The sequence below is a fragment of the Kosakonia sp. Marseille-Q7440 genome (assembly GCF_965119485.1).
Map to the genome: position 1 here is coordinate 91953 of NZ_CBCPLT010000001.1, position 16722 is coordinate 108674.

A 16722-nucleotide genomic window follows, 5' to 3' on the forward strand; every position below is an offset into this window, starting at 1 on the left:
AATAATCGCCATGCTGCCAGAAAAACCGTCCTCAACATTTCCCGCTCATCGTTTCTCGATTGCCCCGATGCTCGACTGGACGGACAGGCACTGCCGCTACTTCCTGCGTCTGCTGTCGCGCCACACGCTGCTCTATACTGAGATGGTGACCACCGGGGCGATTATTCACGGCAAAGGCGATTACCTGGCCTACAGCGACGAAGAGCATCCGGTGGCGTTGCAGCTCGGCGGCAGCGATCCGGCGCAGCTGGCTCACTGTGCGAAGCTTGCTGAAGCGCGCGGCTATGATGAAATCAACCTCAACGTCGGCTGCCCTTCTGACCGCGTGCAGAATGGCCGTTTCGGCGCCTGCCTGATGGGTGAAGCGCAGCTGGTGGCGGACTGCATTAAAGCGATGCGCGACGTTGTCTCTATTCCGGTGACGGTTAAAACCCGTATCGGCATTGATGAGCAGGATAGCTATGAATTCCTCTGCGACTTTATTGGCACCGTAGCCGGTAAAGGCGAGTGCGAAAGCTTCACGATCCACGCCCGCAAAGCCTGGCTTTCTGGCCTTAGCCCGAAAGAGAACCGCGAAATTCCGCCGCTCGATTATCCGCGTGTCTATCAGCTAAAACGCGACTTCCCGCACCTGATGATGTCGATCAACGGCGGCATCAAATCGCTGGAAGAGGCGAAAGCGCATCTCGAACATATGGATGGCGTGATGGTCGGGCGCGAAGCCTACCAGAACCCCGGCATCCTCGCCTCGGTGGACAGAGAGATTTTTGGCGTCGATACGCCGGATGCCGACCCGGTGGCAGTAGTGCGCGCGATGTACCCCTATATTGAGCGCGAACTGAGCCAGGGAGCTTATCTCGGCCATATCACGCGCCATATGCTGGGCCTGTTCCAGGGCGTGCCGGGCGCGCGTCAGTGGCGTCGCTACCTGAGTGAAAACGCGCACAAAGCGGGGGCGGATATCAATGTGGTGGAACACGCCCTCAATCTGGTGGCGTCGAAACGCTAAGGCGTGCAGATTTATTGCGCAATCGTGGGATCGGTTAGCAAAGGAGTGAGCGCTTCGTCACAACCTTGAAACATTTCCCCGTGCAGCCCGGTGAAGCAAATAGGATTTAGCGCGTAAATCTGTCACTATTCCGGCGTAACGAATTCATCGCGCTGTACCCTACAATACAGCCGAACTAAAAAAGAAAGGGCTTCCTGCGGGAAGCCCTAATTCTTTCTGCACAATCACTTACGGGATCAGCAGGCTCGATCCCTGGGTCGCCCGGCTTTCCAGCGCTTCATGGGCGCGCTGCGCATCGGCGAGCGCAAACTTCTGGCTCTCAGCCACCTCCACTTTGATTACGCCGCTGGCGATCAGCGAGAAGAGCTCATTGCTCGCTTCCTGCAACTCTTCACGCGTGGTGATGTAACCGTTCAGCGAAGGGCGGGTGGCATAGAGCGATCCCTTCTGGTTGAGGATGCCCAGATTGACGCCGGTCACCGGCCCGGAGGAGTTGCCGAAGCTGACCATCAGGCCGCGGCGGCGCAGGCAGTCGAGGGAGGTTTCCCAGGTGTCTTTACCAACGGAGTCGTATACCACACTCACTTTTTTACCGCCGGTCAGCTCTTTCACCCGCTCAACCACGCTCTCTTCGCTGTAGTTGATCACCTGCCAGGCACCCGCCTGCTGGGCGCGCTGCGCTTTTTGCGCCGAGCCAACGGTACCAATCAGTTTCGCGCCGAGCGCTTTTGCCCACTGGCAGGCGATCAGGCCAACGCCGCCCGCCGCAGCGTGAAACAGGAACATCTCATTGGGCTTCACTTCATAGGTTTTGCGCAGCAGATAGAAGACGGTCAATCCTTTGAGGAAGGAGGCGGCGGCTTGTTCAAAGGAGATGGCGTTGGGCAGGACGGCGACTTTATCGGCAGGCACATTATGCACGGAGCTGTATGCGCCCAGCCCCGATTGCGCGTAAACCACGCGGTCGCCAACTTTCACCTCCGTGACGCCAGCGCCCACTTTACTGACCACGCCGGCGGCTTCGGTTCCCAGCCCGCTTGGCAAGCCCGGCGGCGGATAGAGACCGCTGCGGATGTAGGTGTCGATATAGTTAATGCCAATGGCTTTGTTTTCGACCTGCACCTCATTTTCTGCCGGATCAACGGGCGTAAACTCCACCGCCTTCAACACTTCAGGGCCGCCGTGCTGTTGAAACTCAATTCTTGTCGCCATGCTTCCTCCTGATCTGTGATAATCTCTCAACCCATTCATTACCCGGATAACTCCATTCACTATGGCAGGAAATAAACCCTTCAACAAACAGACTGAGCCCCGCGACCACAAGCTTGAGGGGATGAAAGTGCCTCCGCATTCGATCGAAGCGGAGCAGTCGGTGTTGGGCGGTTTAATGCTGGATAATGAGCGCTGGGACGACGTCGCCGAGCGCGTCGTTTCCGAGGATTTTTATACTCGCCAGCATCGCCATATCTTTACGGAAATGCACCGCCTGCAGGAGATGGGCAAACCCATCGACCTGATTACTCTTGCCGAATCGCTGGAGCAACAGGGCCAGCTCGATATTGTCGGCGGCTTCGCTTATCTCGCTGAACTGTCAAAAAATACGCCAAGTGCGGCGAACATCAGCGCTTACGCCGATATCGTGCGTGAACGCGCGGTGGTGCGCGAAATGATCGCGGTAGCGAATGAGATCGCCAACGCCGGTTTCGATCCGCAGGGCCGCAGCAGTGAGGATCTGCTCGATCTGGCCGAGTCCCGCGTGTTTAAAATCGCCGAAAGCCGCGCCAATAAAGATGAAGGGCCGAAGAACATCGCCGATGTGCTTGAGGCGACGGTGGCGCGTATTGAGCTACTGTTCCAGCAGCCCCATGACGGTGTGACCGGCGTGAATACCGGTTATGACGATCTGAACAAAAAGACCGCCGGTTTGCAGCCGTCGGATCTGATTATTGTCGCGGCGCGTCCCTCGATGGGTAAAACGACCTTTGCGATGAACCTCGTCGAAAATGCGGCGATGTTGCAGGATAAGCCGGTGCTTATCTTCAGTCTCGAGATGCCCTCCGAACAGATTATGATGCGTTCCCTTGCGTCGCTGTCGCGCGTCGATCAGACCCGCATCCGTACCGGCCAGCTCGACGATGAGGACTGGGCGCGCATCTCCGGCACGATGGGCATTCTGCTGGAAAAACGGAATATCTATATTGATGACTCCTCCGGCCTGACGCCGACGGAAGTGCGTTCTCGTGCGCGGCGTATCGCCCGCGAACATGGCGGCATTGGCCTGATTATGATCGACTACCTCCAGCTGATGCGCGTGCCGTCGCTGTCGGATAACCGTACGCTGGAAATTGCCGAGATCTCCCGCTCGCTGAAAGCGCTGGCGAAAGAGTTGCAGGTGCCGGTGGTGGCGCTGTCGCAGCTTAACCGCTCGCTGGAGCAGCGCGCCGATAAGCGCCCGGTCAACTCCGACCTGCGTGAATCGGGCTCTATCGAACAGGATGCCGACTTAATCATGTTTATCTACCGTGATGAGGTTTATCACGAAAACAGCGACTTAAAAGGCATCGCTGAAATCATTATTGGTAAGCAGCGTAACGGCCCTATCGGCACGGTACGTCTGACATTCAATGGGCAGTGGTCACGCTTCGATAACTATGCCGGGCCACAATACGACGACGAATAACGTTTCGTTACTCTTCGCGCCGCGGGTGCATTCAACGCGCCTGCCCACGAACGATCGACAAAATTGTTTTTGAGGAAAAACATGCAAGCGGCAACCGTAGTAGTTAACCGCCGCGCTCTGCGACACAATCTGCAACGCCTGCGCGAACTGGCTCCCGCCAGCCGACTGGTTGCGGTCGTGAAAGCGAACGCTTATGGACACGGTCTTCTTGAGACCGCGCGAACGCTCCCCGATGCCGATGCTTTCGGCGTCTCCCGTCTTGAAGAGGCCCTGCAACTGCGCGCAGGGGGCATTACTCAACCGATTCTGTTACTCGAAGGCTTTTTTGCCGCCAGCGATTTGCTACAGGTAGCAGAGCATCAGCTGCATACGGTGATCCACAGCGTTGAACAGCTGGAAGCCCTGGAAGCCGCCACCCTGAGCGCGCCGGTGGATGTCTGGATGAAGCTCGACACCGGCATGCATCGCCTGGGCGTACACCCGCACGAAGCGGAAGCGTTCTACGCCCGGCTGAGCCAGTGCAAAAATGTGCGCCAGCCGGTGAATATCGTCAGCCACTTTGCCCGCGCCGATGAGCCCGACTGCGGCGCGACCGAGCGCCAGCTCGATCTCTTTACCACCTTTACCGAAGGCAAGCCGGGTATGCGCTCGATTGCCGCTTCGGGCGGCACGCTGCTGTGGCCGCAGTCTCACTTCGACTGGGTGCGCCCCGGCATCATTCTCTACGGCGTTTCGCCGCTCGACCATAAACCGTGGGGCAGCGATTTTGGCTTCCAGCCGGTAATGACGTTAACCTCGCAACTGATTGCCGTGCGCCAGCATGCGGCGGGTGAACCGGTCGGCTATGGTGGCACCTGGCAGAGTGCGCGCGATACCCGTTTAGGGGTGGTGGCGATGGGCTATGGCGACGGCTACCCGCGCGCGGCGCCCTCCGGCACACCGGTGCTGGTCAACGGGCGCGAAGTGCCGATTGTTGGGCGCGTGGCGATGGATATGATTTGCGTCGATCTGGGGCCAGAAGCGCAGGATAAACCCGGCGATCGCGTGGTGCTTTGGGGCGAAGGCTTACCCGTCGAGCGCATCGCACAGGCAACAAATGTGAGTGCTTACGAACTTATTACGCGCCTGACCTCAAGGGCGACCCTTATCTACATCGACTAAAAGGAACGCCCCGTGTCGCCGATGGAAATCGCCGCCTGCCTGGCTTACGCCCTCTCCGTGTGGCTTGCCGCGCGCAACAATGTGCATACGTGGTGGACGGGCATTATCGGCTGCGTGCTCTACGGCTGGGTTTTCTACTCCGTGCAGCTTTATGCGGATGTCACCCTGCAACTCTTCTTTATCGTTAGCAGTATTGCGGGCTGGATCAACTGGCTGAAGGGCAATCATGGTCATCAGCTGGCGGTGCGCAAAACGCCGCTACAACATATTGCTTTCCTGCTGGTGGGGGCGCTGATTGTCGCAGGCGGCTATGCCTGGCTGCTGCACCGTTTTACCAACGCCTGGTCGCCGTGGCTGGATTCGGCAATTATGGTCTTCAGCATTCTCGCGCAGTTTATGCTGATGGGGCGGCGGCTGGAGAGCTGGTACTTCTGGCTGCTGGTCAACACCATCGCCGTGCCGCTCTATGCCGCGCGCGATCTGTGGCTGACCGCCGGGCTTTACCTGATCTTCTGGTGTAATGCCTGGCACGGGCTTTACCAGTGGCGCAAGGCGCTGGTTAAGCCTTGAAACCCTTCGCCAGCGGGCTGATTGTCGGCAAATTCGCGCCGCTGCACTGTGGTCATGAACGGTTAATCAACACCGCGCTGGCGCAGTGCGAACGCCTGTGGCTCATCAGCTACTCCGTGCCAGAACTGCCCGGCTGCGAGCCGGAGAAGCGCGAGCGCTGGCTGCGGGCGCGGTTTCCGCAGTGTGAGATCCTCGTTCTGACACCGGCGCGCGTGGCGGCGCTGGGGTTAGGCCCGTCACCGCATAACGACGCCGATGGCGATCTGCATCGTCACTATGTTGCGGATATTTGTTTGCAGGTGTTGCGCTGCCAGCCCGACGCGGTCTTTACGGCGGAGGAGTATGGCGACGGCTTCGCCCGCGTGCTGAGCGAACGTTTTGCTCGCCCGGTGACGCATGTGCGGCTAACGCGCGGGCAGGGTGAGGATGCGCCCTCCGGGACGCTGATCCGCAGCGATGTCCACCGCTGGCGGCAGATGCTGGCCGCGCCCGTCTATCACGACTTTGTTCAGCGCATCTGCCTGCTGGGCGGTGAATCGACGGGCAAAAGTACCCTCAGCGCCGCGCTGGCAGAGGCGTTGGGAACGGCCTATGTGGCGGAGTATGGCCGCGAGCGCTGGGAGGATCAGGGTGGCGAGCTGGTGTATGACGATATGCTGGCGATTGCAAAAACCCAGGTGCAACGGGAAGAGAGCACGCCCGCGGTGCGCTGGCTGGTGTGCGATACCTCGCCGCTGACCACGCTCTTTTATACGCTAACGATGTTTGGCAAAGCGCCTGCGGCGCTCTACGCACTGGCGGAGCGGCACTATCACCTGGTGGTGTTGTGCGAGGATGACTTCCCGTTTGTGCAGGATGGCACCCGCCAGGATGAAACCTTCCGCCAGCGCCAGCAGGCCTGGTATCTCGAACAGTTGACCGAACGCGGCGTGCCGTTTATTCGCGTCAGCGGGTCGGTGGCTGAACGCATCGCGCAAGTGCGCGCAGTGCTGGGCTGTTAATCCTTATTTCGTTTCCGCTTTACTGCCCCTCGACCTTGCCTGACTTCCGGTTTATTGTGGTGTTTCGCCCACTGTAAACCTGGAGAATACACGCGTGTTTCAGAAAGTTGACGCCTATGCCGGCGACCCGATCCTCTCATTGATGGAGCGGTTCAAAGAGGATCCCCGCAGCGACAAAGTTAACCTCAGCATCGGGCTCTATTACGACGAAGAGAGCACAATTCCGCGTTTGCAGGCGGTGGCGGAAGCCGAAGCGCGTCTCAACGCGCAGCCGCATGGCGCGTCGCTCTATCTGCCGATGGAAGGGCTTAACAGCTACCGTCACGCCATCGCGCCGCTGCTGTTTGGTGCCGGGCATACGGTGCTGGAGCAGCAGCGTGTCGCCACCATCCAGACGCTCGGCGGCTCCGGCGCGCTGAAAGTCGGCGCAGATTTTCTGAAACGTTACTTCCCCAACTCCGGCGTCTGGGTCAGCGATCCGACATGGGAAAACCATATCGCGATTTTTGAAGGCGCAGGCTTCGAGGTCGCTACTTACCCGTGGTATGACAATGAAACCAACGGCGTGCGTTTCGCGGCATTCCTCGAAAAATTAAACACCTTGCCTGCGCAGAGCATTGTTTTGCTGCATCCGTGCTGCCATAACCCGACTGGTGCCGACTTAACGCCTGCGCAGTGGGATGAGGTGGTTGAGGTGCTGAAAGCGCGCACGCTGATTCCGTTCCTCGATATCGCCTATCAGGGCTTCGGCGCGGGGATGGAAGAGGATGCCTATGCGATCCGCGCGATTGCCCACGCCGGGCTGCCTGCACTGGTCAGCAACTCCTTCTCAAAAATCTTCTCCCTCTACGGCGAACGCGTTGGCGGGCTTTCGGTGGTGTGTGAAGATGCCGATGCCGCCGGGCGCGTGCTCGGGCAGTTAAAAGCGACGGTGCGCCGCAACTACTCCAGCCCGCCGAATTTCGGTGCGCAGCTGGTGGCGACGGTGCTGAATGATGCCGGGCTGAAAGCGTCATGGCTGGCAGAAGTGGAAGCGATGCGCACCCGCATTAAGGCAATGCGTCAGACGCTGGTTGATGCACTGAATGAGGCGATGCCGACAGGGGATTTCACCTACCTGCTCAAGCAGCGCGGGATGTTTAGTTATACCGGGCTGAGTGCTGCGCAGGTGGATCGTCTGCGCGAAGAGTTTGGCATTTATCTCGTTTCCAGCGGCCGCATCTGCGTCGCCGGGCTTAATAACCGCAACGTTCACCGCGTGGCACAAGCCTTCGCGGCAGTGATGTAAGTATTCACTTACTTCTCTCTTCACCCTCTGCAAACCGGCAGAGGGTGACCCACCAAAGCTGGCGGATTTCCCAGAAAAAACTTTGTTTCACTTCGCCCTGCGGTTATGGTCACTCAGGTTTAAGACTATTCACCTCTTTTATAAAAAACAAGGCACTGATAAGCAGGGAAAATTATGCAAAAGTTCAGACACGCGCTCGGCGCGCTCTGCCTGTGGGCGGCCTTTAGCAGCGCGGCGGTTTACGCCTCGGCGCCGACGCCGGTTTCAACGGGCACTAACGTTGCAAAACTCTCTGAGCAGGCGGCGGTACACTGGGTTTCCGTGGCGCAAATCGAAAGCTCGCTGGTTGAACGCCCGCCAATGGCGGTAGGGTTTGATATCGACGATACCGTGCTCTTCTCCAGCCCCGGCTTCTGGCGCGGCAAGAAAACCTGGTCTCCGGATAGCGATGCCTATCTGCACAACCCGGAATTCTGGGAAAAGATGAATAACGGCTGGGATGAGTTCAGCATTCCCAAAGAGGTCGCGCGTCAGCTGATCGCCATGCACGTTAAACGCGGCGATACCATTTTCTTTATCACCGGCCGTAGCCAGACCAAAACCGAGACGGTGAGCAAAACTTTGCAGGATGATTTTCATATTCCCGCTGCCAATATGAACCCGGTGATTTTTGCCGGCGATCAGCCTGGCCAGAACAATAAGGTTCAGTGGCTGAAGGACAAAAAAATCCGCATCTATTACGGCGACTCTGACGGTGACATCACCGCCGCGCGCGAAAGCGAAGCGCGCCCGATCCGCGTGCTGCGCGCCGCGAACTCAACCTACCAACCGCTGCCGCAGGCCGGTGCGTTCGGTGAAGAGGTGATTGTCGACTCCGACTATTAATCCAGCGCCCTTTTTTAGAGAAAAAAAGGGCGTCGGGTTTCCCCTTTTGGCCACATGCTGCACACTTACAGAGGTTCATTTTTGATAAGGAGCAGTTTATGTGGCATCAACAGACGCTTACGCTTAGCCAGAAATCGCGCGGCTTTCACCTGGTCACCGATGAGGTGCTCGGGCAGATTACTGCGCTAAAGAGCGTGAAAACCGGTTTGTTGCACCTGCTGCTTCAGCACACGTCCGCTTCTCTCACCCTGAATGAAAATTGCGATCCCACGGTGCGCCAGGATATGGAGCGCCACTTTTTACGTGCTGTGCCGGATAACGCGCCCTATGAGCATGATTATGAAGGGCCGGATGATATGCCTGCGCATATCAAATCATCGACGCTTGGCGTGTCGCTGATGCTGCCCGTGCAGAATGGGCGCGTGTTGCTGGGGACATGGCAGGGGATCTGGCTGGGAGAGCATCGCATCCACGGCGGTTCGCGGCGGATTATCGCGACACTACAAGGGGAATAAACGATGACAATTTCGGAGTTACTGCAATATTGCATGGCCAAGCCTGGCGCGGAGCAGAGCGTGCACAGCGACTGGAAAGCGACGCAGATTAAGGTCGCCGACGTGCTGTTTGCGATGGTGAAAGAGATTGAGGATCGCCCGGCGGTTGCGCTGAAAACCAGCCCGGCGCTGGCGGAGCTGCTGCGCGATCAGCACAGCGATGTGCGCCCCAGCCGCCATCTGAATAAAGCGCACTGGAGCACGGTCTATCTGGACGGCACTTTGCCAGACTCGCAAATCTACTACTTGGTGGACGCCTCGTATCAGCAGGCGATGGAGCTGGTGCCGGAGGGGATCCGGCAACAGCTCTCCGTCTGACTAGCTGAGCAGCGGTTTCAGGAACCGTGCCGTGTGCGATGCTTCGCATTCGGCGACGGTTTCCGGCGTGCCGGAGACGAGGATCTCGCCGCCGCCGCTGCCGCCTTCTGGCCCCAGGTCGACAATCCAGTCTGCGGTTTTCACCACGTCGAGGTTGTGCTCAATCACCACGATGGTGTTGCCCTGATCGCGCAGTTGATGCAGCACCTCAAGCAGTTGCTGAATATCGGCGAAGTGCAGACCGGTGGTCGGCTCATCAAGAATATAGAGCGTCTGCCCGGTACCGCGTTTCGACAGCTCGCGCGCCAGTTTCACGCGCTGGGCTTCACCACCGGAAAGGGTGGTGGCCGACTGGCCGAGACGAATATAGGTCAGGCCGACATCCATCAGCGTTTGCAGCTTACGCGCCAGCGCCGGAACCGCGTCGAAGAACTCACGCGCTTCTTCAATGGTCATATCCAGCACTTCGTGGATGGTCTTGCCCTTGTATTTAATCTCCAGCGTTTCGCGGTTATAGCGCTTGCCTTTGCACTGGTCGCACGGCACGTAGATATCCGGCAGGAAGTGCATTTCGACTTTGATCACGCCGTCGCCCTGGCACGCTTCACAGCGCCCGCCGCGGACGTTAAAGCTGAAGCGACCCGGCGTATAGCCGCGTGAACGGGACTCCGGCACGCCAGCGAAGAGTTCACGCACGGGCGTAAAGACGCCGGTGTAGGTCGCCGGGTTGGAGCGCGGCGTACGGCCAATCGGGCTCTGGTCAATATCGATTACTTTGTCGAAGTGCTCCAGCCCCTGAATATCGCGATAAGGCGCAGGCTCGGCAATCGTCGCGCCGTTAAGCTGGCGCTGGGCGAGCGGGAAGAGCGTATCGTTAATCAGCGTCGACTTGCCGGAGCCGGAAACGCCGGTAATACAGGTAAAGAGGCCGACCGGCAGCGTCAGCGTCACATCCTTCAGGTTGTTGCCGCGTGCGCCACTCAGCTTCAGCACGCGCTGCGGATCGGCTTTCACACGCTCTTTCGGCACTTCAATTTTGCGTTTGCCGCTCATGAACTGGCCGGTCAGCGATTCCGGCACCGCCATGATTGCTTCCAGCGGGCCTTCCGCGACCACCTGGCCGCCGTGCACGCCGGCACCAGGGCCGATATCGATCACGTGATCCGCGGCGCGGATAGCATCTTCGTCATGCTCAACCACAATCACCGTGTTACCGAGGTTACGCAGGTGCACAAGGGTGCCAAGCAGACGTTCGTTATCGCGCTGGTGCAGGCCGATAGAAGGCTCATCCAGCACGTACATGACGCCGACCAGACCTGCGCCAATCTGGCTTGCCAGACGAATACGCTGCGCTTCACCGCCGGAGAGGGTCTCCGCCGAGCGGGAAAGCGTCAGGTAGTTCAGGCCGACGTTAACGAGAAATTTCAGACGATCGCCAATCTCTTTGAGCACTTTTTCAGCGATTTTTGCACGCTGACCGGAAAGTTTGAGATTGGTGAAGAAGTCCATCGCATGACCGATGCTCATATCGGAGATGGTCGGCAGCGGCGTATCTTCAACGTAAACATGGCGCGCTTCGCGACGCAGACGCGTCCCTTCGCAGGTGGCGCAAGGACGGTTGCTGATAAATTTTGCCAGCTCTTCGCGCACCGCGCTCGATTCGGTCTCTTTGTAGCGGCGCTCCATATTGTGCAGCACGCCTTCGAACGGATGGCGGCGCACGGAAGTATCGCCGCGATCGTTCATGTATTTGAACTCGATCGACTCTTTGCCGGAACCTGCCAGAATCACTTTCTGCACGTTGGCGCTGAGGCTTTCCCACGGCGCTTCGACGTCGAATTTATAGTGATCCGAGAGCGACTTCAGCATCTGGAAATAGTAGAAGTTACGGCGATCCCAGCCGCGGATAGCGCCGCCGGCCAGCGACAGCTCCGGGTTCTGGATCACGCGGTCAGGGTCAAAATATTGCTGAACGCCAAGACCGTCGCAGGTCGGGCAGGCGCCCGCCGGGTTGTTGAACGAGAAGAGACGCGGCTCCAGTTCGCGCATGCTGTAGCCGCAAATCGGGCAGGCGAAGTTCGCCGAGAAGAGCAGCTCTTCGGCTTTAGGATCGTCCATATCGGCAACGATGGCCGTACCGCCAGAGAGCTCCAGCGCGGTTTCGAAAGATTCCGCCAGGCGCTGCGTCAGATCGTCGCGCACTTTGAAGCGGTCAATCACCACTTCAATGGTGTGTTTCTTTTGCAGTTCAAGACTCGGCGGATCGGAGAGATCGCACACTTCGCCGTCGATACGGGCGCGGATATAGCCCTGGCCTGCCAGGTTTTCGAGAGTTTTGGTGTGCTCGCCTTTACGCTCTTTGATCACCGGTGCCAGCAGCATCAGGCGCTTGCCTTCCGGCTGCGACAGCACGTTATCCACCATCTGGCTGACGGTTTGCGCCGCCAGCGGCACGCCGTGATCCGGGCAGCGCGGTTCGCCAACGCGTGCATAGAGCAGGCGCAGGTAATCGTGAATTTCGGTTATGGTGCCGACGGTGGAACGCGGGTTGTGCGATGTCGACTTCTGTTCAATAGAGATGGCAGGCGAGAGACCTTCAATGTGGTCAACGTCCGGTTTTTCCATCAACGACAGGAACTGGCGGGCATACGCAGAGAGCGATTCGACGTAGCGACGCTGCCCTTCTGCATAGAGCGTATCGAAAGCCAGCGAGGATTTGCCCGAACCCGACAGCCCGGTGACAACAATCAGTTTGTCGCGAGGGATGACGAGGTTGATGTTTTTGAGATTATGGGTGCGCGCGCCCCGAACTTCTATCTTATCCAATCCATTCACCTTTTACCCGGTGGAACACGTAATGCCCGGTGTGTTTGAAGGACAACCGGCGATCACAAACGGCTAATTATGACACAAATTAACCTGAATGAATATACAGTATAGGAATGCAACTTCCGCGTAAGTGTGTAAAATACGCACTTCGCGGACGATGTCTGGAACCTGCTTCGCAGCTATCAAAATGCTACGTGGAAATGGTACACTCGCGCGTTTACACTACTACGAAACGATTTCAGGAGACACGATCATGGCCAGCAGAGGCGTAAACAAGGTTATTCTCGTCGGTAATCTGGGCCAGGACCCGGAAGTACGCTATATGCCGAGTGGTGGCGCAGTTGCCAACATTACGCTGGCTACGTCCGAATCGTGGCGTGACAAGGCGACCGGCGAGATGAAAGAGCAGACCGAGTGGCACCGCGTTGTGCTGTTCGGCAAGCTGGCGGAAGTCGCCGGTGAGTATCTGCGTAAAGGCTCTCAGGTTTATATTGAAGGCCAGCTGCGCACCCGCAAATGGACCGATCAGTCCGGCCAGGAAAAGTACACGACCGAAGTGGTGGTGAACGTTGGCGGCACCATGCAGATGCTGGGCGGTCGCCAGGGCGGCGGCGGTGCACCGGCAGGTGGCGGCCAGCAGCAGGGCGGTTGGGGTCAGCCTCAGCAACCGCAGGGCAACAACAACCAGTTCAGCGGCGGCGCGCAGTCTCGTCCGCAGCAGCAGTCTGCCCCGGCACAGTCTAACAACGAACCGCCGATGGATTTCGACGACGATATCCCGTTCTGATTCAGCGCCCGTTGTGGGCCGCGTAACAGAAACGATAAGACCCCGCTTCGGCGGGGTCTTTTGCTTTATATTTTACGCTTTCAGCGAAACCAATTTTATCGCCTGCCACATATGCGCTTTATCCTGCTCGGTTAAGTTGTGCTGCTGCACCGTGCGCATAAACTCTTCTCTATCAGCCTCGGTCAACTTGCCGCTGGCTTTCAGGCGTTCCGCCACTTTGCGCAGAATACGATCGCTCAGCTCGCTTATCTGTTTTCGCACCTCATTCAGCGGACGCGGCTGCCAGCTTGTCTCCGGTGTTGACAGCCAGTCAGCGCGGTAGCGGTACTGAATCGCCTTCGCGGCATCCATTTGCGCCTGAATAAAGGGCTTCACGCTCTCACCGTCCAGCCCCAGCGACTCGGCGTCGATAACGGCGCGCGCCAGCACTTTCTGCTCCTGGGCCAAATCTTCTATTGCCTGGTGCTGTTGTGCTTTAGCACCTGCGACATCTTTCATCCATGACAACCGCTCGTTAATCAGTTTGCCGAGGGAAGCATCGGCCGTGACAGCAGCGGCGGTGGAAAAGCTGAGCGTGGCGAGCATCACCACGGCGGAGTAAAGCTTGTAGTCCATAATCACTCTCCGAAGTCGATAGATGGGCGTGTATCTCATGTTGAAGTGACGCGCTTTCCTGTTAACCACCGTGTCAGGCAGAGAAGCCTCCCTTATCGTGTGGCGGCGTGATTATATTAAAAACTTGTAATCACGAAATGAAATTACCGTTTCGTTTTATTACACCGTTAACAATGTCCGGCTAGTGCAAGCGACTGAAATAGCGCATGCTGAAGCGGCCACATTTTTCGACAAGCAGGAGGCAAACCGCGATGAAAACCCGGGTTACGCTTATCGTTATCATCACTCTCTTGCTGATGCTGTTTCTCTGTCTTTCACACAGCGATCTGGCGATGGAAACCCGTACTTTTCTGCGCGCGCTGCTGCGCGCAATCTTCTGATAAATAAAATGTGATATTAAACAGGATATAAGTTTATTCGCCGCTATAACTACCTCACTTATTCAGAAGCTTCTTTAAGCCAATAAAATTCGCCATATAAAGAGCAGAATCTTCCTGTCACTTAAATAATGAAATTATCCTGACACCCTTTAATATGATTTCCATTGTTTGTACTTTGCACTCGATATTTTTCATCCGAGCTGTGTGGGTCATATTTAAGGGATTATCATGAAATGTATATTTAAGATGAATAATGTCTTCGCCTCGCTGGCACTGGCGGGAATGGTCGGTTTTAGCGGCCATGCTTTCGCCAACACCGATTACGCCGATACTATGCCCTCCATCGAAGGTAAAAAGTTATTAGTTGGCTACTGGCACAACTGGGATCAGGGTTTTTCCGGCGATTATGAGCAGGGCTACCCGCTGAAACTGGCATTAAAAGATACGCCGAAAGCCTATAACGTGGTGATGGCCTCCTTTATGAAGTCGTCAGATGGCAAAAGTATGCCGACTTTTGTGCCCTACTACGGCACCGATCAGAGCTTCCGCGCTGAAGTGGCGGCGCTGAACGAACGCGGCCAGGCGGTGTTGTTATCCCTTGGCGGCGCGGATGCGCATATTGAGCTGCACGAAGCCAACGGCGATACGCAGCATTTTGCTGACGAAATTATCCGACTGGTTGATCTCTATGGTTTTGACGGTCTGGATATCGATCTTGAACAGAGTGCGATTAAAAAAGCCGATAACGAAACCGTTATTCCGGCGGCGCTGAAAAGAGTGCGCGATCATTATCAGCAGCAGGGTAAACACTTTATTATCAGTATGGCGCCAGAAATTCCTTATCTGACCAAAGCGAATCCGCAGTACCAGAAATATATTAATAGCCTCGAAGGGTATTACGACTTTATTGCACCGCAGTTCTATAATCAGGGCGCGTTTGGTATTGGCTTCCAGCCGGACGACACCAAGAAAGATGGCTGGTGGGTAAATTACGCGCAGAATGACGACAGCAAAAAATATGAGTTTCTCTACCACTTCAGCAAAGAGATCATTACCGATAAGCACGGCCTCTCTGCGGTGAAAATTCCCTCCAGCAAATTAGTCATCGGCCTGCCGAGCAATGGCGCCGCCGCCGCGACCGGGTTTGTTAAAACGCCGCAGGATGTTTACCGCGTCTTCGCTGATATGGAAAAAGAGGGGCTGCCGCTCAGAGGGTTAATGACCTGGTCCATCAACTGGGATGAGGGCGAAAACGTTAACCATGTGCCTTACAACGGGCAGTTCCGCAAAGCCTACACTCAGCTGATCCACGACGGCAGCGTGATTGAGACGCCGGAAAAAGATACCACCGCGCCGAGCATACCCACCGCGCTGAACGCCGAGGCGACCGCAACCAGTGTCCATCTGACCTGGAAAGCCTCCACCGATAGCGGCTCGGGCGTGGACCATTATGAAGTGTTCCGCAATCAGCAGAAAGTGGCTGATGCCAGCGGTAATACCTATACCGATGACGATCTGACGGCGAACAGTAACTACGCCTACAGCGTGAATGCCATTGATAAGGCGGGGAATAAATCACTTCTGTCGGCGGTATTGAATGTCATGACAACCGATCACAGCGACGATACCCCGGATCAGCAGAGCTACCCGAAATATGTCGCTGGCCATGCTTATAAAGCCGGAGATATCGTGCTCGGTAGCGACAATCATCTGTATAAGTGCAAACCCTATCCCTACACCGGCTGGTGTGCCGGGCTTGCCAGCGCCTATGCGCCGGGTGCCGGCAGCGCCTGGCAGATGGCCTGGGATAAGGTCGTGAAATAGAGTTGCCTGGAAGCGTGCTTCCATGGACGGAGGCACAACCCGGCGCAAGATTAGCAATATCGGAAGATGTTGATAAGCTCAATGCTTCGCGGGTAAGTCGGGATAAATCATGGACCACGGGCACTGTAATCTTTCAGCGTTCACTGTAATGGCTGACTACGAAAAACTCGATTTCCTGCGTAGCTTTACCCAGTCATTGGATCTTAATTCAGCCAAAGCGATGCTTGAGATTGCCACGAATATCGATAATGACGACGATATCCGTATCGAAGCGGTAAAGATCCTCGGCTTATATCATGGCGATTATGACGATGCATTTATTAAAGAGGCGTTGATTCAGATCATTCGTAATGATGCCGTTGAGGATGATAGCCTGATTGTCAGCTCTATTAATTCGCTGGCTTTATTAAGTGTGAAAGAGAAAGAGATTGCCTTTGCGCTAAGCCTTGTTCAGAGCGATACCTACACTCTGTTTAAACATGCCGCCTTCTCATTGATTTGCCAGCATAAACAGCAGACTGCGGCTATTGAAGCACTAAAAGAGTTGCTGAAAGATAATGATTTTGGCCGCCATGCAAAACGTGAACTGACGTAACTTCCTGCTAATGGCAGTGTCTCTAATAAAGTAATTATTGCTTATATTCAAACAGCGCAGTGATATAACTTTATTATCATCTGGTTATATGCCGGAATTAAACCCTACTGTTTATCAAGTTATCAATAAGCTCAATATTTTCTTGATATCTGTATATTTCGCGCGAATTTATTTTTCATAATTTTACATTCAGACTTTTTTTACTAATTTAAATCCACAATAAGAT

The 16722-nt window shown here is 56.2% G+C and carries 16 protein-coding genes; 13 read left to right on the plus strand and 3 right to left on the minus strand.

Translation table 11 applies throughout. The features are described 5' to 3' along the window. The first annotated feature begins 10 nt into the window (after positions 1 to 10). On the plus strand, positions 11 to 1009 hold the full coding sequence (gene dusA, locus ACWPW2_RS00420; protein WP_454121246.1) for a tRNA dihydrouridine(20/20a) synthase DusA: 999 nt from the start codon (positions 11 to 13) through the stop codon (positions 1007 to 1009). 228 nt (positions 1010 to 1237) lie between these two features. On the opposite strand, the gene ACWPW2_RS00425 is transcribed toward dusA, so the two are convergent. Then, positions 1238 to 2221 (minus strand): NADPH:quinone reductase, encoded by a 984-nt coding sequence (locus tag ACWPW2_RS00425; protein WP_454121247.1) that lies wholly within the window; start codon positions 2219 to 2221, stop codon positions 1238 to 1240. Positions 2222 to 2282: 61 nt separating this feature from the next. Here ACWPW2_RS00425 and dnaB point away from each other — a divergent pair, with 61 nt between their 5' ends. The 8 genes from dnaB (at position 2283) to ACWPW2_RS00465 (ending at position 9466) form a co-directional block, all read left to right on the plus strand. Continuing rightward, positions 2283 to 3689 (plus strand): replicative DNA helicase, encoded by a 1407-nt coding sequence (gene dnaB / locus ACWPW2_RS00430; RefSeq protein WP_023478500.1) that lies wholly within the window; start codon positions 2283 to 2285, stop codon positions 3687 to 3689. Between the two features lie 81 nt (positions 3690 to 3770). Beyond that, the gene (alr, locus tag ACWPW2_RS00435; protein WP_023478382.1) at positions 3771 to 4850 is read left to right on the plus strand and encodes an alanine racemase; all 1080 of its coding nucleotides are present in this window, start codon (positions 3771 to 3773) and stop codon (positions 4848 to 4850) included. A 12-nt stretch (positions 4851 to 4862) separates the two neighbouring features. Then, entirely contained in the window at positions 4863 to 5420 is a 558-nt protein-coding gene (gene pnuC / locus ACWPW2_RS00440) for a nicotinamide riboside transporter PnuC (RefSeq protein ID WP_454121248.1), read from the plus strand. Beyond that, on the plus strand, positions 5417 to 6421 hold the full coding sequence (locus tag ACWPW2_RS00445; RefSeq protein ID WP_454121250.1) for an AAA family ATPase: 1005 nt from the start codon (positions 5417 to 5419) through the stop codon (positions 6419 to 6421). Before pnuC ends, ACWPW2_RS00445 begins: the two co-directional genes overlap by 4 nt. Before the next feature lie 94 nt (positions 6422 to 6515). After that, positions 6516 to 7709, plus strand: a complete 1194-nt coding sequence (gene tyrB, locus ACWPW2_RS00450; protein ID WP_454121251.1) for an aromatic amino acid transaminase — start codon at positions 6516 to 6518, stop codon at positions 7707 to 7709. 174 nt (positions 7710 to 7883) lie between these two features. Next, the gene (gene aphA, locus ACWPW2_RS00455) at positions 7884 to 8594 is read left to right on the plus strand and encodes an acid phosphatase AphA (protein ID WP_042712656.1); all 711 of its coding nucleotides are present in this window, start codon (positions 7884 to 7886) and stop codon (positions 8592 to 8594) included. Positions 8595 to 8692: 98 nt separating this feature from the next. Beyond that, positions 8693 to 9109 carry a secondary thiamine-phosphate synthase enzyme YjbQ gene (locus ACWPW2_RS00460; protein WP_312119533.1) on the plus strand — a complete coding sequence of 139 codons (417 nt, stop codon included), beginning with the start codon at positions 8693 to 8695 and terminating at the stop codon, positions 9107 to 9109. A 3-nt stretch (positions 9110 to 9112) separates the two neighbouring features. After that, positions 9113 to 9466 (plus strand): MmcQ/YjbR family DNA-binding protein, encoded by a 354-nt coding sequence (locus tag ACWPW2_RS00465; protein ID WP_054804259.1) that lies wholly within the window; start codon positions 9113 to 9115, stop codon positions 9464 to 9466. Here ACWPW2_RS00465 and uvrA read toward each other — a convergent pair whose 3' ends face one another. Further along, on the minus strand, positions 9467 to 12292 hold the full coding sequence (gene uvrA / locus ACWPW2_RS00470) for an excinuclease ABC subunit UvrA (RefSeq protein WP_279793853.1): 2826 nt from the start codon (positions 12290 to 12292) through the stop codon (positions 9467 to 9469). It lies immediately after the preceding gene. Positions 12293 to 12548: 256 nt separating this feature from the next. Between uvrA and ssb1 the strand changes: the two genes are divergently transcribed. Beyond that, positions 12549 to 13082, plus strand: a complete 534-nt coding sequence (gene ssb1 / locus ACWPW2_RS00475; protein WP_023478365.1) for a single-stranded DNA-binding protein SSB1 — start codon at positions 12549 to 12551, stop codon at positions 13080 to 13082. Positions 13083 to 13154: 72 nt separating this feature from the next. Here the strand turns inward: ssb1 and ACWPW2_RS00480 are convergent, their stop codons facing one another. Then, positions 13155 to 13697, minus strand: coding sequence for a chorismate mutase (locus ACWPW2_RS00480; RefSeq protein WP_124970624.1), 543 nt, complete (start codon positions 13695 to 13697; stop codon positions 13155 to 13157). 251 nt (positions 13698 to 13948) lie between these two features. Here ACWPW2_RS00480 and ACWPW2_RS00485 point away from each other — a divergent pair, with 251 nt between their 5' ends. From ACWPW2_RS00485 to ACWPW2_RS00495, 3 genes are all read left to right on the plus strand, one after another. Continuing rightward, positions 13949 to 14077 carry a hypothetical protein gene (locus ACWPW2_RS00485; protein ID WP_454121253.1) on the plus strand — a complete coding sequence of 43 codons (129 nt, stop codon included), beginning with the start codon at positions 13949 to 13951 and terminating at the stop codon, positions 14075 to 14077. 228 nt (positions 14078 to 14305) lie between these two features. Further along, positions 14306 to 15901: a glycosyl hydrolase family 18 protein gene (locus ACWPW2_RS00490; protein WP_454121255.1), complete on the plus strand. Its 1596-nt coding sequence runs from the start codon at positions 14306 to 14308 to the stop codon at positions 15899 to 15901. 148 nt (positions 15902 to 16049) lie between these two features. Next, positions 16050 to 16496, plus strand: coding sequence for a hypothetical protein (locus tag ACWPW2_RS00495; protein ID WP_454121256.1), 447 nt, complete (start codon positions 16050 to 16052; stop codon positions 16494 to 16496). Positions 16497 to 16722 lie beyond the last annotated feature (226 nt).

Coding starts and splice junctions, on each gene's coding strand:
- dusA (WP_454121246.1), top strand. CDS start 11: ATGCTGCCAGAAAAACCGTCCTCAACATTTCCCGCTCATCGTTTCTCG.
- ACWPW2_RS00425 (WP_454121247.1), bottom strand. CDS start 2,221: ATGGCGACAAGAATTGAGTTTCAACAGCACGGCGGCCCTGAAGTGTTG.
- dnaB (WP_023478500.1), top strand. CDS start 2,283: ATGGCAGGAAATAAACCCTTCAACAAACAGACTGAGCCCCGCGACCAC.
- alr (WP_023478382.1), top strand. CDS start 3,771: ATGCAAGCGGCAACCGTAGTAGTTAACCGCCGCGCTCTGCGACACAAT.
- aphA (WP_042712656.1), top strand. CDS start 7,884: ATGCAAAAGTTCAGACACGCGCTCGGCGCGCTCTGCCTGTGGGCGGCC.
- ACWPW2_RS00460 (WP_312119533.1), top strand. CDS start 8,693: ATGTGGCATCAACAGACGCTTACGCTTAGCCAGAAATCGCGCGGCTTT.
- ACWPW2_RS00465 (WP_054804259.1), top strand. CDS start 9,113: ATGACAATTTCGGAGTTACTGCAATATTGCATGGCCAAGCCTGGCGCG.
- ssb1 (WP_023478365.1), top strand. CDS start 12,549: ATGGCCAGCAGAGGCGTAAACAAGGTTATTCTCGTCGGTAATCTGGGC.
- ACWPW2_RS00480 (WP_124970624.1), bottom strand. CDS start 13,697: ATGGACTACAAGCTTTACTCCGCCGTGGTGATGCTCGCCACGCTCAGC.
- ACWPW2_RS00485 (WP_454121253.1), top strand. CDS start 13,949: ATGAAAACCCGGGTTACGCTTATCGTTATCATCACTCTCTTGCTGATG.
- ACWPW2_RS00490 (WP_454121255.1), top strand. CDS start 14,306: ATGAAATGTATATTTAAGATGAATAATGTCTTCGCCTCGCTGGCACTG.
- ACWPW2_RS00495 (WP_454121256.1), top strand. CDS start 16,050: ATGGCTGACTACGAAAAACTCGATTTCCTGCGTAGCTTTACCCAGTCA.